The organism is Streptomyces sp. NPDC026515, assembly GCF_055567595.1.
Map to the genome: position 1 here is coordinate 20753 of NZ_JBVHQD010000026.1, position 23391 is coordinate 44143.

At 69.0% G+C, this 23391-nt stretch carries 20 protein-coding genes and 4 pseudogenes; 15 read left to right on the plus strand and 9 right to left on the minus strand.

Features of this window, described 5'->3' with window-relative positions; translation table 11 throughout:
* Position 1 precedes the first annotated feature (1 nt).
* From ACZ4O3_RS37900 to ACZ4O3_RS37915, 4 genes are all read left to right on the plus strand, one after another.
* Complete coding sequence (locus tag ACZ4O3_RS37900) at positions 2 to 760, plus strand: ANTAR domain-containing protein (protein ID WP_467726748.1); 759 nt, start codon at positions 2 to 4, stop codon at positions 758 to 760.
* A 764-nt stretch (positions 761 to 1524) separates the two neighbouring features.
* The gene (locus ACZ4O3_RS37905) at positions 1525 to 2214 is read left to right on the plus strand and encodes a HemK2/MTQ2 family protein methyltransferase (protein ID WP_384992603.1); all 690 of its coding nucleotides are present in this window, start codon (positions 1525 to 1527) and stop codon (positions 2212 to 2214) included.
* Positions 2195 to 2407, plus strand: a complete 213-nt coding sequence (locus ACZ4O3_RS37910) for a CDGSH iron-sulfur domain-containing protein (protein ID WP_362727778.1) — start codon at positions 2195 to 2197, stop codon at positions 2405 to 2407. Before ACZ4O3_RS37905 ends, ACZ4O3_RS37910 begins: the two co-directional genes overlap by 20 nt.
* The gene (locus ACZ4O3_RS37915) at positions 2404 to 3417 is read left to right on the plus strand and encodes an iron-containing redox enzyme family protein (RefSeq protein ID WP_467726750.1); all 1014 of its coding nucleotides are present in this window, start codon (positions 2404 to 2406) and stop codon (positions 3415 to 3417) included. The genes ACZ4O3_RS37910 and ACZ4O3_RS37915 overlap by 4 nt, the downstream gene beginning before the upstream one ends.
* Positions 3418 to 3604: 187 nt before the next feature.
* Here ACZ4O3_RS37915 and ACZ4O3_RS37920 read toward each other — a convergent pair whose 3' ends face one another.
* Entirely contained in the window at positions 3605 to 3985 is a 381-nt protein-coding gene (locus ACZ4O3_RS37920) for a hypothetical protein (RefSeq protein WP_467726751.1), read from the minus strand.
* Positions 3986 to 4131: 146 nt separating this feature from the next.
* Here ACZ4O3_RS37920 and ACZ4O3_RS37925 point away from each other — a divergent pair.
* Together ACZ4O3_RS37925 and ACZ4O3_RS37930 are read left to right on the plus strand one after the other, a co-directional pair.
* A pseudogene (locus tag ACZ4O3_RS37925) lies at positions 4132 to 4227 on the plus strand (hypothetical protein); the annotation flags it as partial.
* A gap of 59 nt (positions 4228 to 4286) precedes the next feature.
* Positions 4287 to 4664: pseudogene (locus ACZ4O3_RS37930) on the plus strand (IS701 family transposase); the annotation flags it as partial.
* A gap of 45 nt (positions 4665 to 4709) precedes the next feature.
* On the opposite strand, the gene ACZ4O3_RS37935 reads toward ACZ4O3_RS37930, so the two are convergent.
* Together ACZ4O3_RS37935 and ACZ4O3_RS37940 are read right to left on the minus strand one after the other, a co-directional pair.
* Positions 4710 to 5237 (minus strand): DinB family protein, encoded by a 528-nt coding sequence (locus tag ACZ4O3_RS37935; RefSeq protein ID WP_467726753.1) that lies wholly within the window; start codon positions 5235 to 5237, stop codon positions 4710 to 4712.
* 191 nt (positions 5238 to 5428) lie between these two features.
* Positions 5429 to 6004 (minus strand): TetR/AcrR family transcriptional regulator, encoded by a 576-nt coding sequence (locus ACZ4O3_RS37940; RefSeq protein ID WP_362727768.1) that lies wholly within the window; start codon positions 6002 to 6004, stop codon positions 5429 to 5431.
* Positions 6005 to 6090: 86 nt separating this feature from the next.
* On the opposite strand from ACZ4O3_RS37940, the gene ACZ4O3_RS37945 reads away from it, so the two are divergent.
* Positions 6091 to 6960 carry an NAD-dependent epimerase/dehydratase family protein gene (locus tag ACZ4O3_RS37945; RefSeq protein WP_467726755.1) on the plus strand — a complete coding sequence of 290 codons (870 nt, stop codon included), beginning with the start codon at positions 6091 to 6093 and terminating at the stop codon, positions 6958 to 6960.
* Between the two features lie 339 nt (positions 6961 to 7299).
* Positions 7300 to 7521 (plus strand): annotated as a pseudogene (locus tag ACZ4O3_RS37950) (transposase); the annotation flags it as partial.
* On the opposite strand, the pseudogene ACZ4O3_RS37955 reads toward ACZ4O3_RS37950, so the two are convergent.
* From ACZ4O3_RS37955 to ACZ4O3_RS37970, 4 genes and pseudogenes are all read right to left on the minus strand, one after another.
* Positions 7488 to 8172, minus strand: a pseudogene (locus ACZ4O3_RS37955) (IS630 family transposase); the annotation flags it as partial. The pseudogenes ACZ4O3_RS37950 and ACZ4O3_RS37955 overlap by 34 nt on opposite strands.
* A gap of 30 nt (positions 8173 to 8202) precedes the next feature.
* Positions 8203 to 8541, minus strand: a complete 339-nt coding sequence (locus tag ACZ4O3_RS37960) for a cyclic-phosphate processing receiver domain-containing protein (RefSeq protein ID WP_467726756.1) — start codon at positions 8539 to 8541, stop codon at positions 8203 to 8205.
* 452 nt (positions 8542 to 8993) lie between these two features.
* Entirely contained in the window at positions 8994 to 10976 is a 1983-nt protein-coding gene (locus ACZ4O3_RS37965) for a HEAT repeat domain-containing protein (protein ID WP_467726757.1), read from the minus strand.
* A 259-nt stretch (positions 10977 to 11235) separates the two neighbouring features.
* Positions 11236 to 11565, minus strand: coding sequence for a WhiB family transcriptional regulator (locus ACZ4O3_RS37970; protein WP_467726759.1), 330 nt, complete (start codon positions 11563 to 11565; stop codon positions 11236 to 11238).
* A 588-nt stretch (positions 11566 to 12153) separates the two neighbouring features.
* Here ACZ4O3_RS37970 and ACZ4O3_RS37975 point away from each other — a divergent pair.
* Together ACZ4O3_RS37975 and ACZ4O3_RS37980 are read left to right on the plus strand one after the other, a co-directional pair.
* Complete coding sequence (locus tag ACZ4O3_RS37975) at positions 12154 to 12702, plus strand: GNAT family N-acetyltransferase (RefSeq protein WP_467726760.1); 549 nt, start codon at positions 12154 to 12156, stop codon at positions 12700 to 12702.
* A 77-nt stretch (positions 12703 to 12779) separates the two neighbouring features.
* The gene (locus ACZ4O3_RS37980; RefSeq protein ID WP_467726762.1) at positions 12780 to 13295 is read left to right on the plus strand and encodes a hypothetical protein; all 516 of its coding nucleotides are present in this window, start codon (positions 12780 to 12782) and stop codon (positions 13293 to 13295) included.
* A gap of 32 nt (positions 13296 to 13327) precedes the next feature.
* On the opposite strand, the gene ACZ4O3_RS37985 is transcribed toward ACZ4O3_RS37980, so the two are convergent.
* On the minus strand, positions 13328 to 14053 hold the full coding sequence (locus ACZ4O3_RS37985; protein ID WP_467726764.1) for a dienelactone hydrolase family protein: 726 nt from the start codon (positions 14051 to 14053) through the stop codon (positions 13328 to 13330).
* 627 nt (positions 14054 to 14680) lie between these two features.
* Here ACZ4O3_RS37985 and ACZ4O3_RS37990 point away from each other — a divergent pair.
* Positions 14681 to 15244 (plus strand): TetR/AcrR family transcriptional regulator, encoded by a 564-nt coding sequence (locus ACZ4O3_RS37990; RefSeq protein WP_362722157.1) that lies wholly within the window; start codon positions 14681 to 14683, stop codon positions 15242 to 15244.
* A gap of 74 nt (positions 15245 to 15318) precedes the next feature.
* Positions 15319 to 16221: an SDR family NAD(P)-dependent oxidoreductase gene (locus ACZ4O3_RS37995; RefSeq protein WP_467726766.1), complete on the plus strand. Its 903-nt coding sequence runs from the start codon at positions 15319 to 15321 to the stop codon at positions 16219 to 16221.
* Positions 16222 to 16418: 197 nt separating this feature from the next.
* Here ACZ4O3_RS37995 and ACZ4O3_RS38000 read toward each other — a convergent pair whose 3' ends face one another.
* Positions 16419 to 16736 carry a winged helix-turn-helix transcriptional regulator gene (locus ACZ4O3_RS38000; protein ID WP_362722163.1) on the minus strand — a complete coding sequence of 106 codons (318 nt, stop codon included), beginning with the start codon at positions 16734 to 16736 and terminating at the stop codon, positions 16419 to 16421.
* Between the two features lie 276 nt (positions 16737 to 17012).
* On the opposite strand from ACZ4O3_RS38000, the gene ACZ4O3_RS38005 reads away from it, so the two are divergent.
* The 3 genes from ACZ4O3_RS38005 (at position 17013) to ACZ4O3_RS38015 (ending at position 23298) form a co-directional block, all read left to right on the plus strand.
* Complete coding sequence (locus ACZ4O3_RS38005) at positions 17013 to 18119, plus strand: Gfo/Idh/MocA family protein (RefSeq protein WP_467726768.1); 1107 nt, start codon at positions 17013 to 17015, stop codon at positions 18117 to 18119.
* A gap of 1011 nt (positions 18120 to 19130) precedes the next feature.
* Positions 19131 to 22253 (plus strand): FG-GAP repeat domain-containing protein, encoded by a 3123-nt coding sequence (locus ACZ4O3_RS38010; RefSeq protein WP_467726770.1) that lies wholly within the window; start codon positions 19131 to 19133, stop codon positions 22251 to 22253.
* Between the two features lie 517 nt (positions 22254 to 22770).
* On the plus strand, positions 22771 to 23298 hold the full coding sequence (locus ACZ4O3_RS38015) for a DinB family protein (RefSeq protein ID WP_467726771.1): 528 nt from the start codon (positions 22771 to 22773) through the stop codon (positions 23296 to 23298).
* The last annotated feature ends 93 nt before the right edge of the window (positions 23299 to 23391 follow it).

A 23391-nucleotide genomic window follows, 5' to 3' on the forward strand; every position in this document is an offset into this window, starting at 1 on the left:
GATGGCAACCCGTGAACAGCAACTCACCGAAGTCTTCGTCGAGGTGGCCGACTCGCTGATCGACGACTTCGACGTCATCGACTTCCTGCAGAAACTGTCCGTGCGCTGCATGGAACTGCTGGACGTCGCCGCCGTCGGCATCCTGCTCGCGGACGAGAACGACAACCTCCACGTTCTCGCCGCCTCCGACGAACACACCCGGCTGCTGGAACTCTTCGCCCTCCAGCACGACCAGGGCCCCTGCGTCGACTGCTACCACGACGGTGTGCCGCGGATCAATCTCAGCCTCACCGACCCCACGGCAACCACCAGGTGGCCACAGTTCGCCCGCAGCGCCCGGGACACCGGTTTCGTCTCCACCAACGCCCTGCCACTGCGGCTGCGCGGACGGGTCATCGGCGCGCTCAGCCTGTTCAGGGCCGGCCCCGCGCCGCTGGCCGAACAGGACCTCACCCTCGCCCAGGCCCTCGCCGACGTGGCGACCATCGCCATCCTCCAACAGCGCACGCTCGCCCACAGCGAGGCCGAGCGCGACCAGCTCCAATACGCCCTCAACAGCCGCATCGTCATCGAGCAGGTCAAGGGCATCCTCGCCGAGCGCTGGCAGATGCCCATCGACGAGGCGTTCAGCGTCTTCCGCGCGTACGCTCGCGCCCACAACCGCAAGCTCTCCGACCTCGCCCGGGCCATCGCCGACGGCACGCAGAGTACCGACACAATCCGCGCCTTTCCCTCGCACGCGACGGAAGCCGACAGCTGACACCAGCCGAGTTCGTCCACCAGCCGCTACCGCTGTGCCGACTGGTCCGTGTCGCGGCACAGTGGTCGGGCTGACCGCGGGATCGCGGCCACGTCGGTGACCGGCTCGAGGATATGAACCGCCGGCCGATCGCATTCGTGCCGCCCGCTGGACGCTCGCCCGTCTCAGACCGCCGGACGGGATGGGGTGATGTCGTGGGTGTCGTTCAGTGTGAGCAACAGGGGTCTGGTGCCCGTGGGGTGTCCGCCGCCTCCGGAGCAAGCAGGTAACCGACGTGGTCGCCGCCGTCGATCTGGTTTCCCACGCGGCCGACGAACCAGGCGGGAGCGTCGTCGAGGATCAGCGTTGTCGGTGCGTTCACCGGTCTGACTGCCGCAGAGCCGGGCCGGCCGGCTCTGATCGAGCACTGCGAGGCGAAGCCGACCAGGCAGCCTGCTCTTTTCCCGCGGCCTCGGCGGACACGACGTACATCGGGCAGTCGAGCAGGTCGGTGAAGGGATCAAGGTCGGTCACTGTACGTGGCTCCCGCTTCGAGAGAACGGCTGTCGGGGTCACTCCGCGCCTGCCGGGTTCGACCGGGGCACCCGGCGATCGCAGAAATGTCCGATACGCCGTGTGAGGTGCATTGCGTCGGGCACTCGGGGCAGTGACGCATTGGTCGGGTGTGCCCTGTGAGGCTCACCCGTGAGGCGCCCCTCGTACTGAGCTGCCCTATACGGGTGCCTCCGGTGACGCGCTCGGGGCGCGGGCTACGAGGTGTAGGTGTGATCGACGTGACGACCTGGAACGACAGCGTTTACGGCGCGGCGCCGACGCCGTGGCGGGTGTACGCCCCGCAGCATGACACCGAGTTGTTGGCCCGGGCCCTGGACCGGGAGCAGGTGTCCGCGGGAGCGGCTGTGCTGGACGTGGGGACCGGTGCCGGTGCCCTCGCCCTGGCCGCGGCCCGGCGGGGCGCCGACGTCACCGCTGTCGACAGGACCTACCGCGCGGTCCTGGCCACCCGTTTCAACGCCCGGGTCGCCCGACTGCCCGTCGAAGTCCTTCACGGTGACCTGTTCGGCCCGGTCGCCGGCCGCCGGTTCGACCTGGTCGTGAGCAATCCGCCCTATGTCCCGGCGCCCGGGCCCCTCCCGCGCCGCCACCACGCCGCGGTGGCGTGGGACGCGGGTGCCGACGGACGCCTCCTGGTGGACCGGATATGCCGCCGCGCGCACACGTCACTGGGTCCCGGCGGTGTGCTGCTGCTCGTGCACTCCGCGCTGTGCGGCATCGCACCGACCCTGGCCGCCCTGGAGCGGTCGGGACTCGAAGCCCGGGTGACCGACCGGCAGCTCGTGCCGTTCGGTCCGGTGCTCCGCTCACGCCGGTCGTGGCTGCGCGAGCGGGGGCTCGTCGGCGCCGGCGAGGAGAACGAAGAGCTGGTGATCATCCGTGCCGAACGAATCCGCTGAACAGCCGCGCCGCGTCACACTGACGGGCGACGGTCCGATCCTCGTGGAAGGACCGGTCGAGGTCGTACTCGACGACGGGCGCATAGCGTGTTCGGACCGGTTCACCGTCGCGCTCTGCGTGTGCCGGCGGAGCCGGGCCTACCCCTGGTGCGACACCAGCCACCGCGCCCGGGAGAGGAGGCGGACCGCATGACCGGCATCGCACCGTCCGTTCGCGACCGCACCGGCCCCGCGCTGCCGCGCAGCAGGGGTGAACTCTCCCGCACCGTACGACAGTCACTGATCCGTCCCGCCGGCAGTCCGCTGCCGCCGCGGGTGACAGCGGTACACGCTGAACCCTACGGGGATGATCTGCAGCTCGCGCTCTACCTCTGCTATGAACTCCACTACCGAGGCTTCGCCGGCGTCGACCCCGAGTGGGAGTGGGAGCCCGGCCTGCTGAGGCTGCGGGCCGAGATGGAGCGCCGTTTCCTGTCGGCGCTCCGGGCCGACGTCGGCCCTGCCAGAAGGGCGGGGGAAGCCCTTGCGGACCTCCTCGTGGAACCCGCCGACGTCGACGGACCCTCCCATTTCCTCAAGGACCGGGGGGAGTTGTGGCAGTTCCGTGAGTACGCGGCCCAACGCTCCCTCTACCACCTCAAGGAAGCCGATCCTCACGCCTGGGTCATCCCGAGACTGACCGAACGCGCGAAGGCCGCGATGGTCGCCGTGGAATACGACGAGTTCGGCGCCGGACGGGCCGAGCGCGTCCACGCGCGGCTGTTCGCGGACCTGATGGCCGACCTCGACCTGGACACCCGCTACGGGCGTTACGTCGACACGGCCGGTGCGGAGATGCTGGCCAGCGTCAATCTCATGTCCCTGTTCGGACTCCACCGCGCGCTGCGCGGGGCACTGGTCGGTCACTTCGCAGCGGTGGAGACCACCTCGTCGCCCGGCTCACGCCGCATCGCCCATGGGCTGCGACGGGTCGGTGCGGGCCCTGCCGCCGTCCACTTCTACGCCGAGCACGTGGAGGCCGACGCGGTCCACGAGCAGATCGTCCGCCGGGAGGTCGTCGGCGGCCTCCTCGAGTCCGAGCCGGATCTCGACGGGGACGTCGCCTTCGGTGTCGACGCAACCGTATGGACCGAAGAGCGGCTCGGCAGCCAGCTTCTCACCGCCTGGCGCGACGGCCGTACCTCACTGCGTACCCCGTTGTGACCGCCCTCGAGGCATCCGCGGGACAGGCGGACCTGCGCACTCGGCACACGTTCGGAGGGCGCTGATGTCGCGGCGGCGCTCGTGGTGGCGGTTCCGGTGATGAACTCGCGAGCGCCCAGCCGCCTGGCTGGGGACAGGACCCAACGCCTGGCCGACCGCCCGTCTCCTCGCTCCTCACACGAGCGTCCTACCCAGCCAGACCGACGGCCGACACCCTCTGCCTTTCGGCGATCTCAGGCAGGCTTTCGCCGGCCTGGCACGCCTGGCGCGCGACGCCGGAGACTTCGTCACGGAGATGACGCTGCATCGGGGTGTACTTCTTTCGGCGACGCGGGAGTTGGGGAGCGAGCATCCGGAGCTCCTGGTCCGAGACCTGTACAACGTCCGGGTGCAGCCCGCGGAAGGCGGAACCACACCGCTGACGGAGGAGGAAGAGCAGCGTGCTCGGGCGGTGTTGTTCAGCGATCTCGGCAACCTCATCGCCGAACGAGGCCGGGTCCGGTTCCCCGCGTACTCGCCGGAGGAACGCCGCCGACTGGTCGACGTAGCGCACCGTCTCAGCGCGCATGGGGGGGCAGCAGGTGTTCGTCGAGGCCGAAGATCAGTGCGCCATGAAGCTCTGTCTCGCCGGGCACGGACCGCGGTCGGCGAATCCGCTGCTGCCGGAGGCGGGGGGCGCGATCTCCACGATCTCGGTTAGTGGATCATGGTTGGGTGATCTGTCGCCATGAACTGTCGGACTCCGAGTGGGAGTTCGTCCCTCCCCTGTTGCCTCGGTCGGAACGGGGGAGGAAGCGACTGGATGACCGGACGGTCCCTAACGGGATCATCTGGGAGTTCCGGACGAGCACTGCTTGGCGGGATGTGCCCTGGTCCGCGTCGCGGGTGTCCGCTGGAGCGTCGAGGAATGCGTCCAAGCCGCCAAGGGCCAAGTCGGACTTGACCATTAACAGATCAGGCACTGGGCCTCATGGCACCGGCACGCCATGCTCGCCCTGGCCTTCCTGACCGCCGTCGCCGCCGGCTCAGCACCTGAGCGCTCCCTCCAACCATCCCGCCTCACCTGCGGTCACCTCCTGATCAGACTCACCGTCCCGGAGATCCGACACCTACTCGCCGCCGTTCTCAACCCGCCGGCCGTGACAGCAACCAGGCCGCTGCACTGGTCCACCTGGCGCCGACAGCACCAGGCGACAGCCCGCCGCAGCCTCTACCGCCGACGAGACCCTCACGAACGGACCGGATAGAACACGAAGCCCGACGCGAGGAACGCGGAGTCAAACCGGCAATTCTCAGGTCAAGACCAGCCAGCGACGGCCGTCGATCAGCTCTCGGGCTGCGTCGAGGTGGCCAGCATGGCACGCAGACTCGGTGATGACATGCAGCAGAACCTCTCGCAGCGTGTGCAGGTGCGGTTCGCCGAACAGGTCGTGGGGCCACCAGGCCAATGCGGCGTCGGCGGGGAGGGCGGTGATGACAGCATCGGCCAGTTCTGCCTCCCGCCGATATCGGTCGAGCACTTCGATGGCCGGCACTTCCGGGGCCACCTTCCAGGCTTCGTCGCCGCTCGTCAGATCGCGAATGACCTTCTCCTCCCCGGCGACGACCGCGCGGAACCAGAACCGCTCCACATCCAGTGCCAGGTGCTGGACCAGCCCCAGGCAGTGCCATCCGGAAGGCAGCACGGGCCGTCGAAGTTCCTTGGCGTCGAGCCCGTCAAGGATGCCGAGAACGTGGCGTCGCTGTCCCTCCAGGACCCGAAGAAGCGCCCTTACCTCACTGTCCGGGGTTGTATCGCTCAAATTTTCGCTCACAGTCACCCAAGATCTCCGAATCTCTTTCGGCACGGGGGGAGTTATCCAATATCCGGGACATGCACGCGACCGAAGGCCAGCGGAACCGTGCGGCAGCCGGCCACTGAAGTCACCTTCCGCTCCAGGGCCACGTCGCAAGAAGGCTTGCCCCGATCTCCGACCGCAGATCACGGCGTCGTACTGAAGCAGGAGGCGGGCTATTCGAGCACGGACATGGCCGTCTTCAACTCGCCGAACACCTCTCGTGCGTACGCGACGAGCGTCCGCGGATCCGACGCCGACGTCCACTGGTCGAACGCGCCGTAGAACGCGCGCGTGCCCAGTTCGGCCGCGAGATCGGCGACGAGTTCCGAGACGCCGCGCGCGCGAAGCGCCTGGGCCACCGCCTCGGAGAGTGCCGCCCGCTTGGATGCGGAGCGCTCCTGCAGCTCCGCACTGTTCGCGATGACCGCCCGAAGCCGACGCCCGATGTCCCGCCGGTCCTCCGTGAACGAGGATGCGAGTCCGTCCAGCGCCAGGCCGACCATCTCGAGAGGTGTGGCCGATCCGGGCGCCTCGGCGATCGCCTCGGCCATGATCCGGCTGTGGATCTCCTGCCCGGCGAACAGCACCTCGCGCTTGTCCGTGAAATGCCGGAAAAACGTGGTCTTGGTCAGCCCTCCTGCCCGCTCGGCGATCTCGTTGACCGTCGTCGCCTCGTATCCCTGCTCCGCGAACAGTTCGACCGCTGCGCGGACCAGCCGTTCCCGTGCGTTCGGTTCCCATCGAGCCATGGGGACAATCTTAGGTGATGTGACTTGGTAACGTCACCGTGCTACGGTGACGTTACCAAGTCACATCACCTCCCGGGGAGATCTTCGTGCGCGTTTTCGTCACCGGCGCCAGCGGCCATATCGGCTCCGCCGTTGTTCCTGAGCTCATCCGTGCGGGTCACGACGTCGTCGGCCTCGCCCGTTCCGACGAGGCGGCCGCGACCGTCAGGGGGATGGGCGCCGAGGCCCGCCGCGGGAACCTGACCGACCTCGACGGCCTGTGCGAGGCCGCCCGCGACGCCGACGCCGTCGTCCACCTCGGTTTCCAGCACGAGGGCATCGCGTCCGGCCGCTTCGCCGAGGTCGCCGCGCAGGACGAGGAGGTCGTCCACGCGGTCTGCGGCGAACTCGTCGACACCGGCAAGGCCTTCCTCGGCATCGGCATGGGACGCGTCGAGGGCCTCGTGAACCACGAAAATCCCCGCGCCAAGGTCGCGCTCGCCATCCACGGGTACAGGGAGCGCGGCGTGCGCACCGTCCTGGTCGCGGTCCCGAACGTCACGCACAGCAAGCGCGACCGTAACGGGTTCATCCCGCAGTACCTCCGGATCGCCCGCCAGACCGGCGTCGCCGGCTACGTCGGTGACGGCACCAACACCTGGGCCGCGGGCCACACCCTCGACGTCGCCCGCGTCTGGGCGCTCGCGGTGGAGAAGGCTCCGGCCGGCTCGCAGGTCACCGGCGCCACCGAGGCCGGCGTCCCGGTCCGCACCATCGCCGAGTCCGTCGCCCGCCACCTGGGCGTCGAGGCGGTAAGCATGTCGGCGGCGCAGGCGGCCGAGCACTTCAAGGCTTTCCCCTTCATCGGCATCGACGTCAAGATGCCGAACGAGGCGACCCGCGAACTGCTCGGCTGGGTGCCGACCCACCCCACGCTGCTCGCCGACCTCGACGCAGGTTTCTACTTCGATCGCTGAGCCGCCAGGAAGCCAGGCCTGTTCTGAAATTCTTGGAAATGCGACAGACTCACACCGTTTTACACAAACGAAATGGCAGGCAAGTACGGGAGACCTGTGCCGGCCCAGAGGCGCAGTGAAGCAGGCTGCCAGTCTGCTCGCCGTGGTGCGGCTGCCGTGGTGGAAGCCGCACCAGGGCGCGGAGGGCCGGGAAGTCGTGTCCTGGTGGCGCGGCTTGGAGGTTTCCGAAACGCAGACCTGCCGTCCGTGCCGGTCCCGCAGCGGGGCTTTCAGACGCCATTTCAGTTGGCGTGATGTTGCGGCAGTCCGGGGGTGACGACTGCTGTGCCTGTCGAGCGGATGGCGCCGGATGGGCTGGGGACATTGTTCCAGCGCGTGGTGCCGCCGGCGCCGGTTCGTCCGCAGGGCGGAGGGCATCGTCGGCGAGGGGACCACGAGGTGCTGGCCACGATCGTCTTCGGTGCTGCCTCGGGCTGCGTCTGGTACCAGCTCCCGCCTGGCTTCGGGCTGCCGGGGGTCACCGCCTTCCCGCGGTTCACTGAGCGGACAGAGGCCAGGGTGGTGGTGCCGGCCCGGACGTCGTCATGCGTCGCCCGCTCGGGAACCCCGCATCATCGGCAATACGGGCTGGGACCGGTCCAGGGCCTGGATCTGCGACTTCTCGTCGACACAGAACACCAAGGCCCGCTCCGGCGAATCCAGGTAGAGGCCGACGACATCGTGGACCTTGTCGACGAAGTACGGGTCGGTCGACAGCTTGAAGGTCTCCGATCGGTGCGGCTGCAGTCCGAAGGCCCGCCAGGTCCGTGACACGGACGACTGTGAGAGGCCCGTCTCTTTGGCCATGAACCGTGTCGACCAGTGCGTCGCGTTCTTCGGAGTGGATTCCAGTGTCCTGGCGATCACCGCGGCGACCTGTTCGTCCGTCACAGTCCTGGGGCCGCCCGGACGTGGCATGTCTCCGAGACCGGCGATCCGGTACTGCACGAACCGGGCCCGCCAGCGGCCCACCGCATGAGGCGTGGAGCCGAGTTCAGCAGCCACGTCCTTGGTGGACGCACCCTCGGCACAGGCCAGGATGATCCGACACCGCAATGCCCATGCCTGCGGCGTGGAATGCCGCCGCACCCACCCCTCGAGCGCGGCCCGTTCCTCGTCCGACAGCGTCAAGTCGGCCTTCGGCCGCCCGTCCACGCCATGGACCAAGCCCATACATCTAAGCAGAAATCCTGACTCAGAAGACTAGGCTGTTGTCCGCCGGACCTGGTAGTTCCAGCGTGTGAGTGACCGGACGACGGTCTCGGCGCCACTGGGGTTGGCGCTGTGGACGAAGACCGTGCCGATTCGGAAGGGCCGCCCGTTGAAGGCTGCTTCTTCCAGGAGGGTCACCACGGGCAAGATGCTGTCGTCGCCGCCGAGGTCATGGTCGAGCCAGAGTTCGTCGATGAAGGTGTCGCGGTACTCTTGCAGGAGCTTGACACCCTCGCCGCTAGTGCGCGCGATCCGCGTGGTCCACGGCAGAGGCCTGAGGTCGTCTATGCCCAGGATGACCGGCGACGGTCCGGGCGACTCTTCTTTCATTCGACCATCATCACGGCACGGCCGCCGCTGTGCCCCCTCCTCGGCAACTCGCGTGATCGTGGCCACGGCTCATGCCACACGCATGCCAGGTCCATCGGGCGCCCCGGGGAACAATGGTGGCCGACGGGTTGCTGATCCCGTGTCCACCGACGTAGGCGCTTCGCAGCTCAGGACAGCACTTGCCTCACCTCGCTCCCAGCGTCGGCGAACTGACCGGTGAAGGCGCGGAGATGCAGTCGTAGCGGCGGTCCCTCTCGGTGCGGATCACGACGCATCTGTCCGACCGGGCCTGCCACGCCGACGCCCAGACGGCCGGGAAAGCGCGTCTTGGCAACCGCCGAAGTCGAAGTACTCGACCGTGAAAGCCGTCCGGCTTCGTTCACGAGTCCGAGGCGGATCACCAGGTGGTCTGTCTGGCGTGACGGCCGGGTCATGAGGTGGCGAGGAGTGGTTCAGGACCGTCGCGGGCGGTCAAACCGTGCGAGGAGAGTGCGGCTGACGCGCTGGAGTTCTTCGTCGTGGTCGATGATCTGGAATCGGCCACCGCGCCGGGGCTCGGCCAGTTGCTGGCGGAGCAGGGGCAGGGCCGGTGCCGCGTGCGGGCCCATGCGGTCCAGGCAGGCCACCACGTGGTTGGCCGTTGCAGGGTTCTTCGCCATTGCCTGCAGCAGGGTGTCGAGGACCGCGGGCGCCTCGGCCGCACCGCCGATCTCCCAGAGCGCGGCCGCGCAGTGCACCCGGACCCATTCGTAGTCGTGCGTGAGGAGGTTGCGCAGACGCGGCAGGGCGTCGGTGGCGGGCGGGCCTATCTCGGCGAGTACATCGGCCGCGTCGCTGATGTGGAAGGTGACGGAGTCGTCGAGGAGACCGAGCAGGAGCGGCATGACGTCGGACAGGTCACCGCCGAGGGACCATAGTGCTTCGGCGGCGGCAGGGCGTAGGTGCGCCCCGGAGTCGCGGGTCAGCGCCTGGATCGTGCTCCGGGCGCCGGCTGCCGCCGGACCGAACACGCTCAGCGCTTTCAGTGCGGATCGTGTGACCTGTCGCTGCCCGGGACGTGCTGCGGCGACGGTGAGCGTGTCCGCGATCACCGAAATCGCGGACGGGTCGCCGAGCGCGGCCAGCGCGGCGAGGATCGCGTTGACGCTCATCTCGTTCGGCTGGTCGGACAGGTCGAGCCGACGCAGGTGGTCGCAGAGCCGGGGAACCAACTCCTCAGCTGCATGGGGCAGATGTCCCGCGACCTGGATCGCGCGCCAGGCGTCGACGCCGCTGTCCGGCGCGGCTGGCAGACTCGGCATGGCCCGGATGTCACCGAGGCGCGCCAGCGCCCGGACGGCCTCCTGATGGCTTCTGCGCAGCGGCGCCTGCGGTGCCGCCCACACGTTGGCGCCGTGCGTCGTGCGCTGGGCGCCGATGCAGGCGGCGAGTGCTTCCCGCGCCGGTGCGGCGATCGGGTGACAGGACGCCAGGGCTGCCGCAGCCTCGGCGGCGACCTCCTGGTCCGCCGTGCCGAGCTGGTCGGCGACGAGCATGAGGAGACGCGTGTGATCCCCGCGCCACGCACGCATCAGCTCCTGGCTCATACGGACCGCGTCCAGGCGAGAGCCGGGGTCGGGGCTGCGCAACTGCTCCATCAGCACGGCGGTGCGCTCCGGCACCCGGGCTCCCAGAACGTCGTGGAACGTGCGCAGCAGGGCGGTGGTCGGTGCGTACACGCGTGTGTGCCGGTCGAGATCCTCCAAGGCGGCGACGATCTGGGGCGCGACGCCGTCGGTGGGTGGAGCTGTCCGGCTGGGCGACGGTGCGATCCGTCGCACGGGTATGGCGCCGGCACTCTCGCGCAGCAGGCCGAGCGCGGCGGGTACGACGTCCTCGCCGATCTCATCCGGGGCGCAGCGGGCCCGCTCGATCACGGCCCCGAGCCGAGTCACCGGGCCCCAGGCGGGCTCGGCGGCGATCTCGGCGAGCCAGACCTTCACTTGGTGCGCGGCCACCGGCAGGCGCCGGGCCAGGGTGGCAGCCGCCTTGACGATCCGCAGCCGCGCCGCGATCCCTGGCTCGGCGGCCAGCCGTTCACACAGCACGGCGGCCGCCTGGTCGGCGTCGTCCAGGAACAGCCCCGGTGCGGGAAGCGCGGCCAGGCGCACGTCCGGGTCGGTGTCACGGGCGAGTTCGACGAACCGCTCTCCCCGCCGGCGCAGGAAGGCGTCGGCCTGACCATGGCCCGTCGGCAGGTCGTACTCGACGTCCGTGCCGCCGTCCACGAGGCCCCGGTCGAGGGACTCCCGGCCGATACTGACCAGCAACTCGACCACACCCGCCCGCCCGGGCGTGGCACCGTCCTCGGTCAGCTCGAACAGGAAGGGCAGGCAGGCAGCCGTGGACGGGTACACGTCGCCCCTGGTGGTGAACCGCACTGTAGAACCGGTCAAGGGCTCTGCCACGTTCCCCGGCGTCCGGGGAACGCAGCCCCCCGCAACAGCCCCGGCACCTCCTCGGCCGAACCGTACGCGTGGTACATGGAAGCCCAGTTGATCTCATCAAGTCCCTCAAACGTGATCAGCACCATTCCAGACGGCACTGACAACACGGCCCGGAGCGTGATCACTTGAAGTCAGTCACGGTCACACGGCAGGGAGAGCGGGGCCGGCCGCGTCGGCAGGATGTGCCGCTGGTGGACCGGAGCAGGGTTCAGCCCGCCTGGAAGGGCCTCGCCTCCGGCTCTTGATACTGCGCGTCCTGCCGGACGTACTCGGCGCGCGCCGACTCCAGCAGCAGCCGCCACGACGTCACCGTCGGCCGGCGGCGCAGAAGCGCCCGCCGTTCCCGCTCGGTCATCCCACCCCAGATGCCGTGCTCGATGCGTTGATCGAGGGCGTGCGCGAGGCACTCGGTGCGCACAGGACAGCCCGTGCAGACGGCTTTCGCCTGGTTCTGGGCCGCTCCCTCGACGAACAGTTCCTCCGGATCAGCACTTCGGCAGACCGCCCGTTCAACCCACTCCTGACCATCGCCGACCACCCCGACGCCGTCCTCTCCTGGTACGGCCCGCCGGACTCCCCCAGGCAGACACAGTGCGAGAACGCTACGGCAGGCACGGGGCACATGACACATTCCGGTGCGACAGCAACCCCTACGAGGGAACGGGTACTTGACGGCAGCCGGAGGTGGTCTGCTATCTGCCGCAGGCACATTCATGCCGCGCGGCTCCGGCGGAAAGTCCTGAGCAGGCGCGGTCACGAAGATCGTCGGCAGCACGCTTCCACGAAGACCGCGACCGCACCGGAGCGGCACCGCCCGCCACGACAGCAAGGCCTGACGGACCCTCCCGGTCACCGGCAGTCACGGCAGTCGGCTGACCACCGCACCGGCCCCCACGCGCCGTGAGATCGCCGTACACGGCGGGGTCGCGGCCTCCGCGATCGCGAACCTCTGCCCGCCGGCGCAGGCGCGCGAAGCCTGCGCCGAGTTCCAGCACCGTCACACCCGCGGCAGGACCACACTCAGCCCGTGGACCCTTTCACCGAGTCGCTTGAATCACCCGATGAGTGGTGGTGTCCGCCCAGATCGCCGTCCTGAGCGAGCCCTCCGATCGAATAGAGTTCGTCGATGTTCGAAGGAAAACTCGTAAGACTGCGCGCGCTGCGCCCCGAGGACGCTGAACACCATGTCCGGTGGCGCAATGACCCGGAGGTGGTGCGCTGGGCCGCGGGCGGTGACCCGATGTTCGGCCCGGTCACGGCTGACGCGGTCCGGCTCGCCTTCGACACCATGCTGCGACTCGACCCGAGGGAGTCGGCCGTGTTCACGGTCGAGGACCTGGCGGAGGGGAGGACGATAGGCATGGTCGACTACCGGGACCTCGACCCCTACGCCGGAACGGCCACGCTCGGAGTCACCATCGGCGAGCGGGAACACTGGGGTCGCGGCCGTGGCAGTGACGCGTTGCGGCTGCTGGTGGGCCACTTGTTCGGCGCGTACGGCCTGAACCGGCTGGAGTTGGACACCTGGAGCGGCAACGAGCGCGCCGTGCGTGCCTTCTCCCGGCTGGGCTTCCGCGAGGAAGGCCGCCGCCGGTTGGCCGTGCTGGTGGAGGGAAAGCGTTACGACCGGGTGCTCTTCGGGATGCTCCGCGAGGAATGGGCGGGCCAGGCATGACACCGTGACGCCCCCGACCGGCGGAGCGGGAGAAAGCCGGCCGGACAGGCCCCGCCCGTGCTCGGCAGAGTGCGGGCATGTCCACCGAGGTCAGCGGAGTGATCGAGGGCAGTCCCCCGGCCCGGATCTTCGAGGAGGACGACGAGGACCCGGTACGCTACGCCGCCCTTGGCCTCTTCCTCATCAACGTCGGCAACGCCTATGACGCCTTTGCCCGCCTCTTCGGCGTCCGCGACTCCTTCGCGTTCCGACCGCTGTCCGATGACCGCGGCCTGCCGGAGGACGCTTCCCAGGGACTGCGAGAGACACTCAACGCATGGAGCGGACCACAGGACGCGCACGGAACAACGTGGATCAGCTGGGCCGAGTTCGCAGCCGCCGACTGGGACGAACCCGATCGGTCCGGAGCACTCGGCCGAAGCACCGTTGCCGGAACCGGAACCCATCCGGCCCGTCCGGGCCGTGACGAGGACGGTGGCCGAGTCGCACGTCCCGGAGCGCGTCCGCCTCGCGGTCTGGTTCGACTGAGCACGGAACCGGACTGCGGATTGCCGCTGGAGCCGTGGTGGTGGTGCGACACGAAGCCGGTTTGAGGGACCCGTGACCTCTAAATGCGTGGGACCGGTCACTCCGTCACAGGCAAGCACTCGGCGAGCAGTTCGACGATGTCGCGCCAGGCCCGCTGTGCGTGCCGTGGGTGGTGGCCGACGCCGGGCAGCACGGTGTGGTCGACCGGTGGGTGGTGGAAGGCGTGCAGGGCTCCGCCGTAGACCACAAGGCGCCAGTCGACGCCCGCGGCCTGCATCTCGGCGGTGAACGCGCCGCGTTGCGCGAGCGGCATGATGGGGTCTTCCGACCCGACCCCGGCCCACACCGGGCAGCGAATGCGCGCCGCCTCACCCGGTCGGCCCGTGGTCAGTGCGTTGACTGTCCCGATGGCGCGCAGGCCGACGCCGTCGCGCCCGAGTTCCAGCGCGATTGCGCCCCCGGTGCCGTAGCCGACGGCGGCGATCCGGTCGGGGTCGGCCCGCGGTTCGGCGCACAGCACGTCGAGCGCCGCATGGCCGATGCCCCGCATCCGGTCGGGATCAGCGAGCAGCGGCAGGCAACGGGACAGCATCTCCTCGGGCTCGCCCACATAGCGCCCGCCGTGAAGGTCAAAGGCCAGCGCTACATATCCCAGCTCGGCGAGCGCATCGGCGCGGCGGCGCTCGACATCGCTGAGCCCCATGCCCTCCGGTCCGAGCAGGACCGCGGGCCGGCGGTCGACGCCGGCCGGGAGCGCGAGGTGCCCGATCATCGTGAGGCCGTCGGCCGGGTACTCGACCGTACGCGTGGAAATCGTCACCATGAAAGTGGACTGTAGCGACCGTCAAGTCCGGTCAGGCAGGCGTTCTGCCGCTGGCAGAACAGCCCGGGCGCACTTCTGGAACACGGCGATGGCTCACGAATCCGTGCCGGTGCTGCCGGCCAGCGGCTACTGACCTTCCCGGCAGCCTCCTGGAGTTTTCCGGTGCCGCCCCTTGGTGGGACTGCTGACCGCCGGTGCCGAGACGATCAGTCGATTTGAGGCGCGCCAGGTTCCCGCTGTCCGCGTCTGCGAGAGCTTCGGCGGGCGGTGCGCCTGGTCACATGCGATGTCCACGATCATCTGGCCATCGGCGGCTGGACTGCCTGCCCCGGCCAACTCCCAGGCCCTCTGACGCGCTTCGGAACACGTGCCCCGGATCGCCGCAAGAGCCTTCGGGCTGGACGCGGCGAGCGCGTCGATGAGGAAACCAGATCAAGGTGCCCTTTGCTTGAAGGTCCGATGGCGGCAGGCGGGCGGTCCCTGGTCTCGGCCGTGACCAAGACCAACCGCCCCCGGGTCGACCGAAGTTCCAGCGGGTGGCTGCGTTGACATCTGATGCGGCGCACGTCGAGGGAAGGGTGACCCCCTTCACTTGACTGACTAACCACTCTCCTACAGACTGTCCTCATGCCCAGACCGAGGAGCGACGACAAGCGCGCGGCGATCATGGCCGCCGCCACGCGGATCATCGCTGCTCAGGGGCTGGGGGCAGCGACGGCGGCCATCGCGAAGGAGGCCGGCGTCTCGAACGGGTCGCTGTTCACCTACTTCGACACCAAAGCGGATCTACTGAACCAGCTCTACCTGGAGCTGAAGGGCGAGATGGGGGCAGCCGCACTCGGCGGCCTGCCCGCAGCCGATGCGCGCACCCAGATGCTCCACATGTGGTCACGATGGATGGACTGGGCAACGGCCAATCCCCTGAAGCGCCGCACTCTGGCCCAACTCCAGGTCTCCGACGAGATCACGGCGTCCACCCATGAGTTGGCCAACCGGACCATGACAGGCATCGGAGAGATCCTGGAGCGCGGCAGGGCGAACGGCCCGATGCGCGACGCCCCAGCGGCTTTGGTGTTCGCGCTGTCCAGTGCCCTGGCCGAAGCCACCATCGACTACATCATCGGCGACCCGGATCGCGTCGACGAGCACAAGCAGTCCGGCTTCGACGCACTCTGGCGCATGATCGGCTGACCCGCCCCGGGCCCACTTCCTCGTACTCACGCACCTCCATTAATGACTGTCTAGTCAGACACCTAAGGATCATCATGCCCGACAAGGTCTACGTCATCACCGGCCCTACCTCAGGCTTCGGCCACCGCACCGCCCTCGAACTGGCCAAGTACGGCACCGTCGTCCTGGTCGGGCGCAACGCCGCCAAGCTGGAGGACGTGCGCAGCAGCATCGAAGGCAGAGGCGGAAAGGCGGTGTCCGTCCTCTGCGACCTTTCCGACCTGACGAGCGTGCGACGCGCCGTCGCTCAGATCACCGAGCTCGGCCTTCCGATCACTGGCGTGCTCAACAACGCCGGGATCTTCCCCAACCGTCCCGGCACGAACGCCCTCGGCTGGGACATCGCCTACGCGACCAACCACATCGGGCCCTTCGTGTTCACCGAGACGCTCGTACCCCACCTCGAAGACGGCACACAGGTGGTGTTCATCGTCTCGGCCGTGGAGGATCCGGAGCGCAAGGCCGCCACCATGGCCGGTTTCCGCGGCGCCCGGTACATCTCCGCCGAGGCGAGCACCCGTGGCGAGTGGAAGCCCGGCGGCTCGAAACTGCCCGGCGGAGACGCCTACGCCACGTCCAAGCAGTGCAACCTGGCCACGGTGCTCGCCTTCGCCCGCGAAACACCCCGACTGCGGTTCAACGCCATCGAGCCCGGCTTCGCTCCCGGCACGAATCTCGGCCGTGATGCCAGCCTGTTCCTGCGTCTGCTGTCGAAGTACGTGCTCTCGCCACTTGCCCCGCTCATCAAGTACTGGACCAACCCGGGCACCGCTGCTCGCATGATCACCCGGATACTCAGCGACGAGTCGGACACCACCGGCGTCTACTACGACGAGAAGGGACAGCCCATGCGGGGTTCCGCGCAGGTGCACGACCCGGCGTTCAACGCGCGGGTAGTCGCCGAGACCCGTGCACTACTGGAGACGGTGCACGTCTGAGGAAGGACTTCGGACGGCGCCCCAGGCAACCGGGACTCGGACACCGTTCGGATGGCTTCATCCCCGCTTGGCCTGACCTACGAGGCATCGAGCCTGTCGCGACAGAAGTCCAGCCGGTGAGCCTCCCGCAACCGGTCCGGCAACCTGTTAGCCAGGCTCTTTACGCGGCACGGTGTCGGGTGGACGATCCTGGGAGGTCATCCCTCCCGGGCCTCGTACTCGGCGCGGGACTCGCTGATCTCCTCCGCATGGGTGTCGGCCCACTCGGCAAGGTCGCGGACGACCCGCAGCAGCGAGCGGCCGCGTTCGGTCAACGCGTAGTCGACCTGTGGTGGAACGGTGTGGTGCACGGTGCGGCTGACCAGCCCGTCCCGCTCCAGACCGCGCAGCGTTACGCTGAGCATCCGTTGCGTGACCGGTTTGGCCAGTCGCCGCAGCTCGTTGAAACGGTATGTCTCCTCACCGAGCTGGCAGACGACGACCACGCTCCACTTGTCGCCGATGCGCTCCAGCACGCTGCGGATCAGTGGACGCGATTCCTCCCGGCAGCCTGAGGATACGGATCCCGCTTCGGTGCGGAATTCTTCTGTAGTTGCGCGGGCCACGGTTCCCTCCGCGATACCTGGGCACTTTGAAGTGCTCTCTTGTCCGGATCCGCTCCCGGGCAGAGGCTCGATCGTGAGCAGTCGGCAGTGCGGGGAGCACATCACACCCGTCCCACCACTGTATGAGCCACCCCGCCGCGACGGAGTTCCGAGGCGGAGTACCACGGTGCAAGAGGAGATCATCCCATGGGAACAATCGGTGTCGGTATCATCGGGGCCGGCCTCGACGGCTGGGCGGCACTGAGCCATATACCGGCCCTCAGCGCGCTGCCCGACTACGAACTGCGTGCGATCAGCACAACCCGGCGCGAGTCCGCCGAGGCGGCAGCCCGCAAGTTCGGCGTTCCGGCGGGCTTCGACAACCACCGCGACCTGATCGCTCACCCGGACGTGGACCTGGTGGTCGTGGCGGTGAAGGTCGCCCACCACCACGCGCTGATCTCCGACGTGCTGGAGGCAGGCAAGGCCGTCTACAGCGAGTGGCCGCTCGGTGTCGGCCTCGAACAGGCCGCCGTACTGGCGGAGCGCGCCCGCGCCGCACAGGTCCGTACGGTGATCGGTCTCCAAGGGCGCTTCGCCCCTGCGGTGCGCCACGCCCGCGACCTGGTCGCGGAGGGTTATCTCGGAAAGGTACTCGGCACCACCCTCGTCGGTTCGGGGGTCGCCTGGGTCGGCGAGACAGACCGATCCCATGCCTACATCTTCGACGAGGCCAGCGGTGCGACGACTCTCGCGGTCCCGGCCATGCACGCTCTGGACGCGCTGAACTTCGTACTCGGCGACTTCGACGAGGTCTCCGCCAACCTCGTCAGGGGCCGCACAGAGGTCCGGATCACCGATGAGGGGATCACCGTCCCGGTCACCGCAGCCGACCAGGTGTCCGTTACCGGCACCCTGCGCGGTGGCGCCGCCGCCTCGGTCTTCTACCGAGGTGCCTATTCCCGCGGCGACAACCTCCGCTGGGAGATCAACGGCACCGAGGGCGACCTGGTTCTCAGCGCCCCCGGCATCAACGGCAACCTCCAGGTCGCCGACCTGCACCTACAGGGCGGCCAGGGAAGCGACAGCGAAGTCGCGCCCATCGAGATCCCCGACCACTACTTCACCGCAGTGCCCCGTGGGCTTACGGGACCGGCACACAACGTGGCCCAGGTCTACGCCGCACTCGCCGCCGACCTCCGTAACGGCACCCACATCGTCCCGGGCTTCGACCACGCCCTGGACCGGCACCGGCTCCTCAACGCCATCGAAGACGCCTCCCGGACCCGGTCCGCCCACAAGGCCGCCGCCTGACGTGTGACCAGAACACCGAGCAGCTCACCCCTCACGAGTCGTACGTGACGGCGGATCAGGCATCGCCCGGGGCCAGTGGCATGAGCCGACTGCGTCGATCATGGCCAGTCGGGCCGTGCCGGCGCGCCGGCTGCGCACCGAATTCTCTCGACGTCATCTCGCCTTCTCCGTCCAGGAGGCGGCGGTGCCCCGGCAAGCCGGGGTTCGGAGCTGGTCACCATACTGTCCGAGGCGCGGCAGGAAGCGGGCCGCGGGCACCATCATGCGCGCGATCGCACCGCTCTACGCGATCACGCGTAAACCTTCCGCGCCAGCCTCTGCCGACTACTGGGGCAGCCCGGACCGTACAGCACCGGATGCGCTCGGCATGCGCTGGTAGCCGGCGGGTTCGGACACGACGCTGCCCGCCCCTGGATTCTGGGACGGGCAGCGGATGTGCGTGTGATTGCGAAGGGCGGTCGCCTACGCGGCGAAAGGCTCCATGAGGCTTCAGCCGAACGATCTTCCTCATGGGCAATAGGTGAGGCCCGGGGACACTGTCCCCTCCACAACCACGTCCGTCACAACACGGGCAGGGGGCCGGGCATTCCCGTGCAAGGTGGTTACGGCTCGTGTCGGTCAACTGGCGCGCTCCGCTTCTCCACGTCGTACGGGGAACGACAGGCGGGGATCCTCTTCCCTCCTCCGACTCCCGCTGACGCCATGCCCGTGTCCACGCCGTCGGCCATCTCCCTCACCACTGGTCGGGTACCACGCACACCTTGAGGAAGGCCACGAGCAGTTCCAGCTGAAGCGTGGTCTCCCCAAGGACCGTTCGGTGGTGGTGTGCGGAATGAGTCCGGCTCCGTCGGCTCGCCGCTTTCCGCACGAGCGTGACCAAGCCGCTGCCTGCCCGTACGGGTGGCCGGCTCGTCCCTCTCACCTGCGAGAGCAGCCTTGCCTTTGCCAAACCTTGGTACGATCCCGCCACTTGTACGAGGGTACGGACCCTCGTAGGGGAGGGAACTTCACGTGGGCAGACACGCCCTGGGACGGGGCGGGCTTGCCGCCGCCGTCTCCTCGCTCGCGCTCGCCGTAGTGGCCGCGTCCGTCGTCGTCCTGTCGGAGGGGGGTGACTCCGCGGAAGCGGCCGGGTCCGGGTCCGGCACCACCGCGATCACGCTGGTCGACCCCAGCTCCAGCACACCGCGCACCGACCGTCCCTACGCCGCGGGTGACACCGGCTTCCTGCACCGGCAGACCGGCAGGGCCGGACTGTTGTGGACCGACTACGCGACCGGCAGGACCGTCACCGTCGAGAACGCCGGCGGCGTCTACACCCCGGGCACCGGCTGCACGTCCATCGGCTCCGAGTGCCGTCACGCCTGGTACGGCACGGACAGCGACCTGGTCGCTCTGCCGACCACGGCCAACGACGCGTACGCCACCCTGTGGGATCCGGCGACGGCCACCTCCAAGAAGGTGACCTGGAACAGCTCCGGCCAGTACGGACCGGGCTACTACCGTGCCCTCGCAGGCGACACGATCGTCACCTCCCAGGCCCTGATCGACAAGGTCGACGGCGAGTGGCGCACCCGTGCGGTCACCGGCGACGTGGCGATCATGGGGAGCGACGACGTCCGCGCGGCGGACTCCGACGGTGTGCTCTGGTCCGTCAGCACCAGCAGGATCGGCTACATCGACATCGGCTCGTCGGTGAACACCTTCGCATTCGACGACGCCACCTTCGCCTCGCACTACGTGATGAGCGAGGACCGCATCGGCTGGTACGACGAAGCCGCCGGCAAGCTGCACCTGAAGTCCCGCACCGACCTCGCCGCCGCCGAACAGATCGTCACGCTGCCCACCGGCCTGAGCCCGCTCGACGGCGCCCCGGTGCTGGTCGGCGACCAGCTGCTGCTGCCGCTGTCCTCCGGTTCACTCGGCTCCCGGCTGCTCGCGGTCGACATCGACGATCCCTCGCGCCAGCAGACCCTGCTGGAGAGCGCCGGCGAGTACACGCTGGCGGCGGGTGAGGGCAGCGCGCTGGTCACCGGCGGCACCGACGCCACCGACTGGTGGGTGCGGCGGGTGAGCCAGGCCGAGGACGGCACGCTGAAGCTGGCGAAGATCCAGCAGGTTCCCGCGGTGGAGAACGCCAAGACGGGCATCGCGCTCAGTCGCGGCCGTCTTCGCGTCGCCGAGGACGACCCGAAGGCCACCGCGGACACCACGTCCGTGCGCACCCTCACCACCGACGGTTCCGCCACGCTGACGGCGTCCGGAGCCACGGCGAGCGGCTCGATATACGCCGCCCTCTGCCCGTACCAGGGCACCACGTGCTCGGCGCTGTGGGGGAACCTCGACGCCCGGGACGTCTACCTCGACGCCAACGGCGGCAACGACGAGGGCGAGGGCCTCGGCGACGACCGGCTGGTGGAGATCGGCGGCAACGACCTGGACTTCGGTGGCCGGGGCGGCCGCATCGTCGACGTCTCCGACCACTACGCCGTCTTCGACTCCGGCGGCACCTCCCCGGCGCAGTACGTCGGCGAGTTCGGCCACGGTCAGAAGCTGCAGCGGTCGGTGCGCGCCGCCGCCCTGAACGGCTCCACCCTGTGGAGCGCCTCCACCGCAGGCAAGCTGACCTCGTACGGCATCCCGCAGGAGAAGACGCTCAGCACGGTGACCGTCCCGGGCCTGGCCTGCGTCCCGAGCGAACTCCAGGCGGCGGGACGCTGGGTGTACTGGGCCTGCGGGACGGACTCGGCGGGCGTGTACGACACCAAGGCCGGTACGTCGAAGGCGGTCACCCCCGGTGACGTGCTGCTCGGCGACGGCTTCACCGTCCGCCACGACCATGGCGCGGGCACGCTGGTCCTCACCGAGGCGGTCACCGGCACCAGCCGCACGATCGCCTCCGGCCTGGCCGACATGAACCTGACCGTGGACCGCCGTTACCGCTGGACCGTCGACGAGTACACCGGCCTGGTCGCCTGGTTCGACGACTACGAACGCACCCACGTCACGACCACAGGTGTCGCTCCCTCCGCCGTGACGGCCTTCGAGACGTCGGTCGGCGACTACGTGGGCCCGGGGGCACCCCTCCAGGGCACCTGGGTGCTGTCCCGCCCGGTCACCTCCTGGTCGCTTGCCTTCACCTCGGTCCAGAGCGGCGCGAACGGCAAGGCCACCCGCACCCTCACCGGCGGCGCAACCCCGGACCGGGTGACGGCGACCTGGAACGGGAAGACGGCGAGCGGGGGCTACTTCCCCAACGGCCACTTCACCTGGACCCTGAAGGCGACCGGCCTCGGCACCACCACACCGAACACGGTGAGCAGCGGAGAAGGCTTCCTGCAGCGCGGAGCCGCGGTACGCCGCGACTTCGTCAGCCCCGACGGCCCGGACGGCCGCGGCGACCTGCTCACCCTGAACTCCTCGGGCGGGCTGACCCTCCACAGCGGCACGGGGACGGGCAGGCTGGGCGACAAGTACACGGGCACCGGCTGGCCCACGACCATCATGGCGATCCCGTTCGGCGACCTCAGCGGCGACCGCTGCAACGACGTCCTGGTCCGCTACAACAACGGCGCGCTGCGGCTCTACAGGCCGGGCTGCGGGGCGGCGGCCAAGCCGTCGACGTCGTACACGACCCTCGGGACCAGCGGCTGGACGCAGTACAACGTGCTCACCTCGCCCGGCGACGTGAGCGGTGACGGACGCCCGGACCTGATCGCGAGGAACTCGTCCACCGGAACGGTCTACCTCTACAAGGGGACGAGCGCAGGCAAGCTCGCCGCCCGCGTCAAGCTCTACGACAACTGGAAGGGCTACAAGAAGATCGTCGGCGCCGGAGACCTCACCGGCGACGGCAAGGCCGACCTCCTGGCCCAGGACACGTCCAACAACGTCTACCGCTACAACGGCAAGGGCGACGGCACGTTCGCGGCCCGCGTCAAGGTGCTGTCGAACTGGGGCGGCTCGTACAACGCGGTCGTCGGGGTCGGCGACATCACGGACGACGGCAGGCCGGATCTGGTCTCCCGTGACACCGGCGGCAAAGTGTGGCGCAACAACGGGGACGGAAAGGGTTCGTTCGGTCCGCGGGTGCAGATCGCGAGCGGCTGGACTGGCTACAAGGCCCTTTCGTAGGGGTGAGTCCGGTCCGGAGAGGTGCTCGAGCGCGAGGGTGGCCACGATGTTCGCCAGAACCGACGACCAATCAGTCAGGAGCCGGCGCATATCGATCGGAGCGTCAACGCATCTCGAGATGCGTTGACGCGGGCTCCGGACAGCATGTGGACATGCGATCGGGCGGTCGCCGCCGTGTTCAGGCGGCGGCCGCCCGATGCTGGTCACGTACTCGTACCGGCCCCACTGGGAGCCGACGTCGCCCACCGCGTCGTCCAACCATGCGGCGCCTGTCCGGTCCCACCGCCAAACCTCCAGCGTCCGGAACTCGCGCGGCCAACCGCGGACGATCAACAACCTGCCCTTGCGGGCTCCCTTCGCCGCGTTCGCCACTGGCGAGAACCTCGTGGGCGAGGCCGCCGTCAGCGCCGCCGTCAGCGAGGCCCTCGGCAAGGTCGTCAGCGACCGACCCACCCGTTGAGCCCACGGGATGGACTTGAGGACACGCACCGACCTAGATGCTTCCTACGGTCTTCCCATGACCACTTCGTCACAGAACCCAGCCCCGTTTCTTCCAGGCGAGCGCGGTGAACTGCTGCATTCGCTCGCGGAGCAGAGGGCGTTGCTGCTGATCACCGTGCGTGACATCACCGACGCCCAGGCAGCAGAGCGCACGACCGTGAGTGAGCTCACCCTGGGCGGGATCATCAAGCACCTCATCCGGGGTGAGCGGGTGTGGACGCAGATCATGGTCAAGGGGGACGGGGAACTGCCGGGAGGCATGCTCGGCTTGGAGCAGTACCGCATGGCCGAAGGCGAGACGCTCGCCGGGCTGCTGGCGCAGTACACCGCTGCCGCTCACAGGACCGAGGAATCCGTGGCCGCCCTGCCGGACCTCGACCGGAGCGTGCCTCTTCCCAAGACTCCGTGGTCCCCACCAGAGACCGTCCACTGGTCTGCGCGCCGGATCCTGCTGCACTTGATCAGGGAGACAGCCCAGCACGCCGGACATGCGGACATCATCCGGGAAGCACTCGATGGAGCGAGCACCACCGCTCAACGGTGATCTCCCAAGGCTCGCGATCCTCCGGGAGCCTTGGCACAGCCGGCACCTTGCCGAAGAGCACGCCACCTTGCCGACGACCGCCCCGCCCGGATT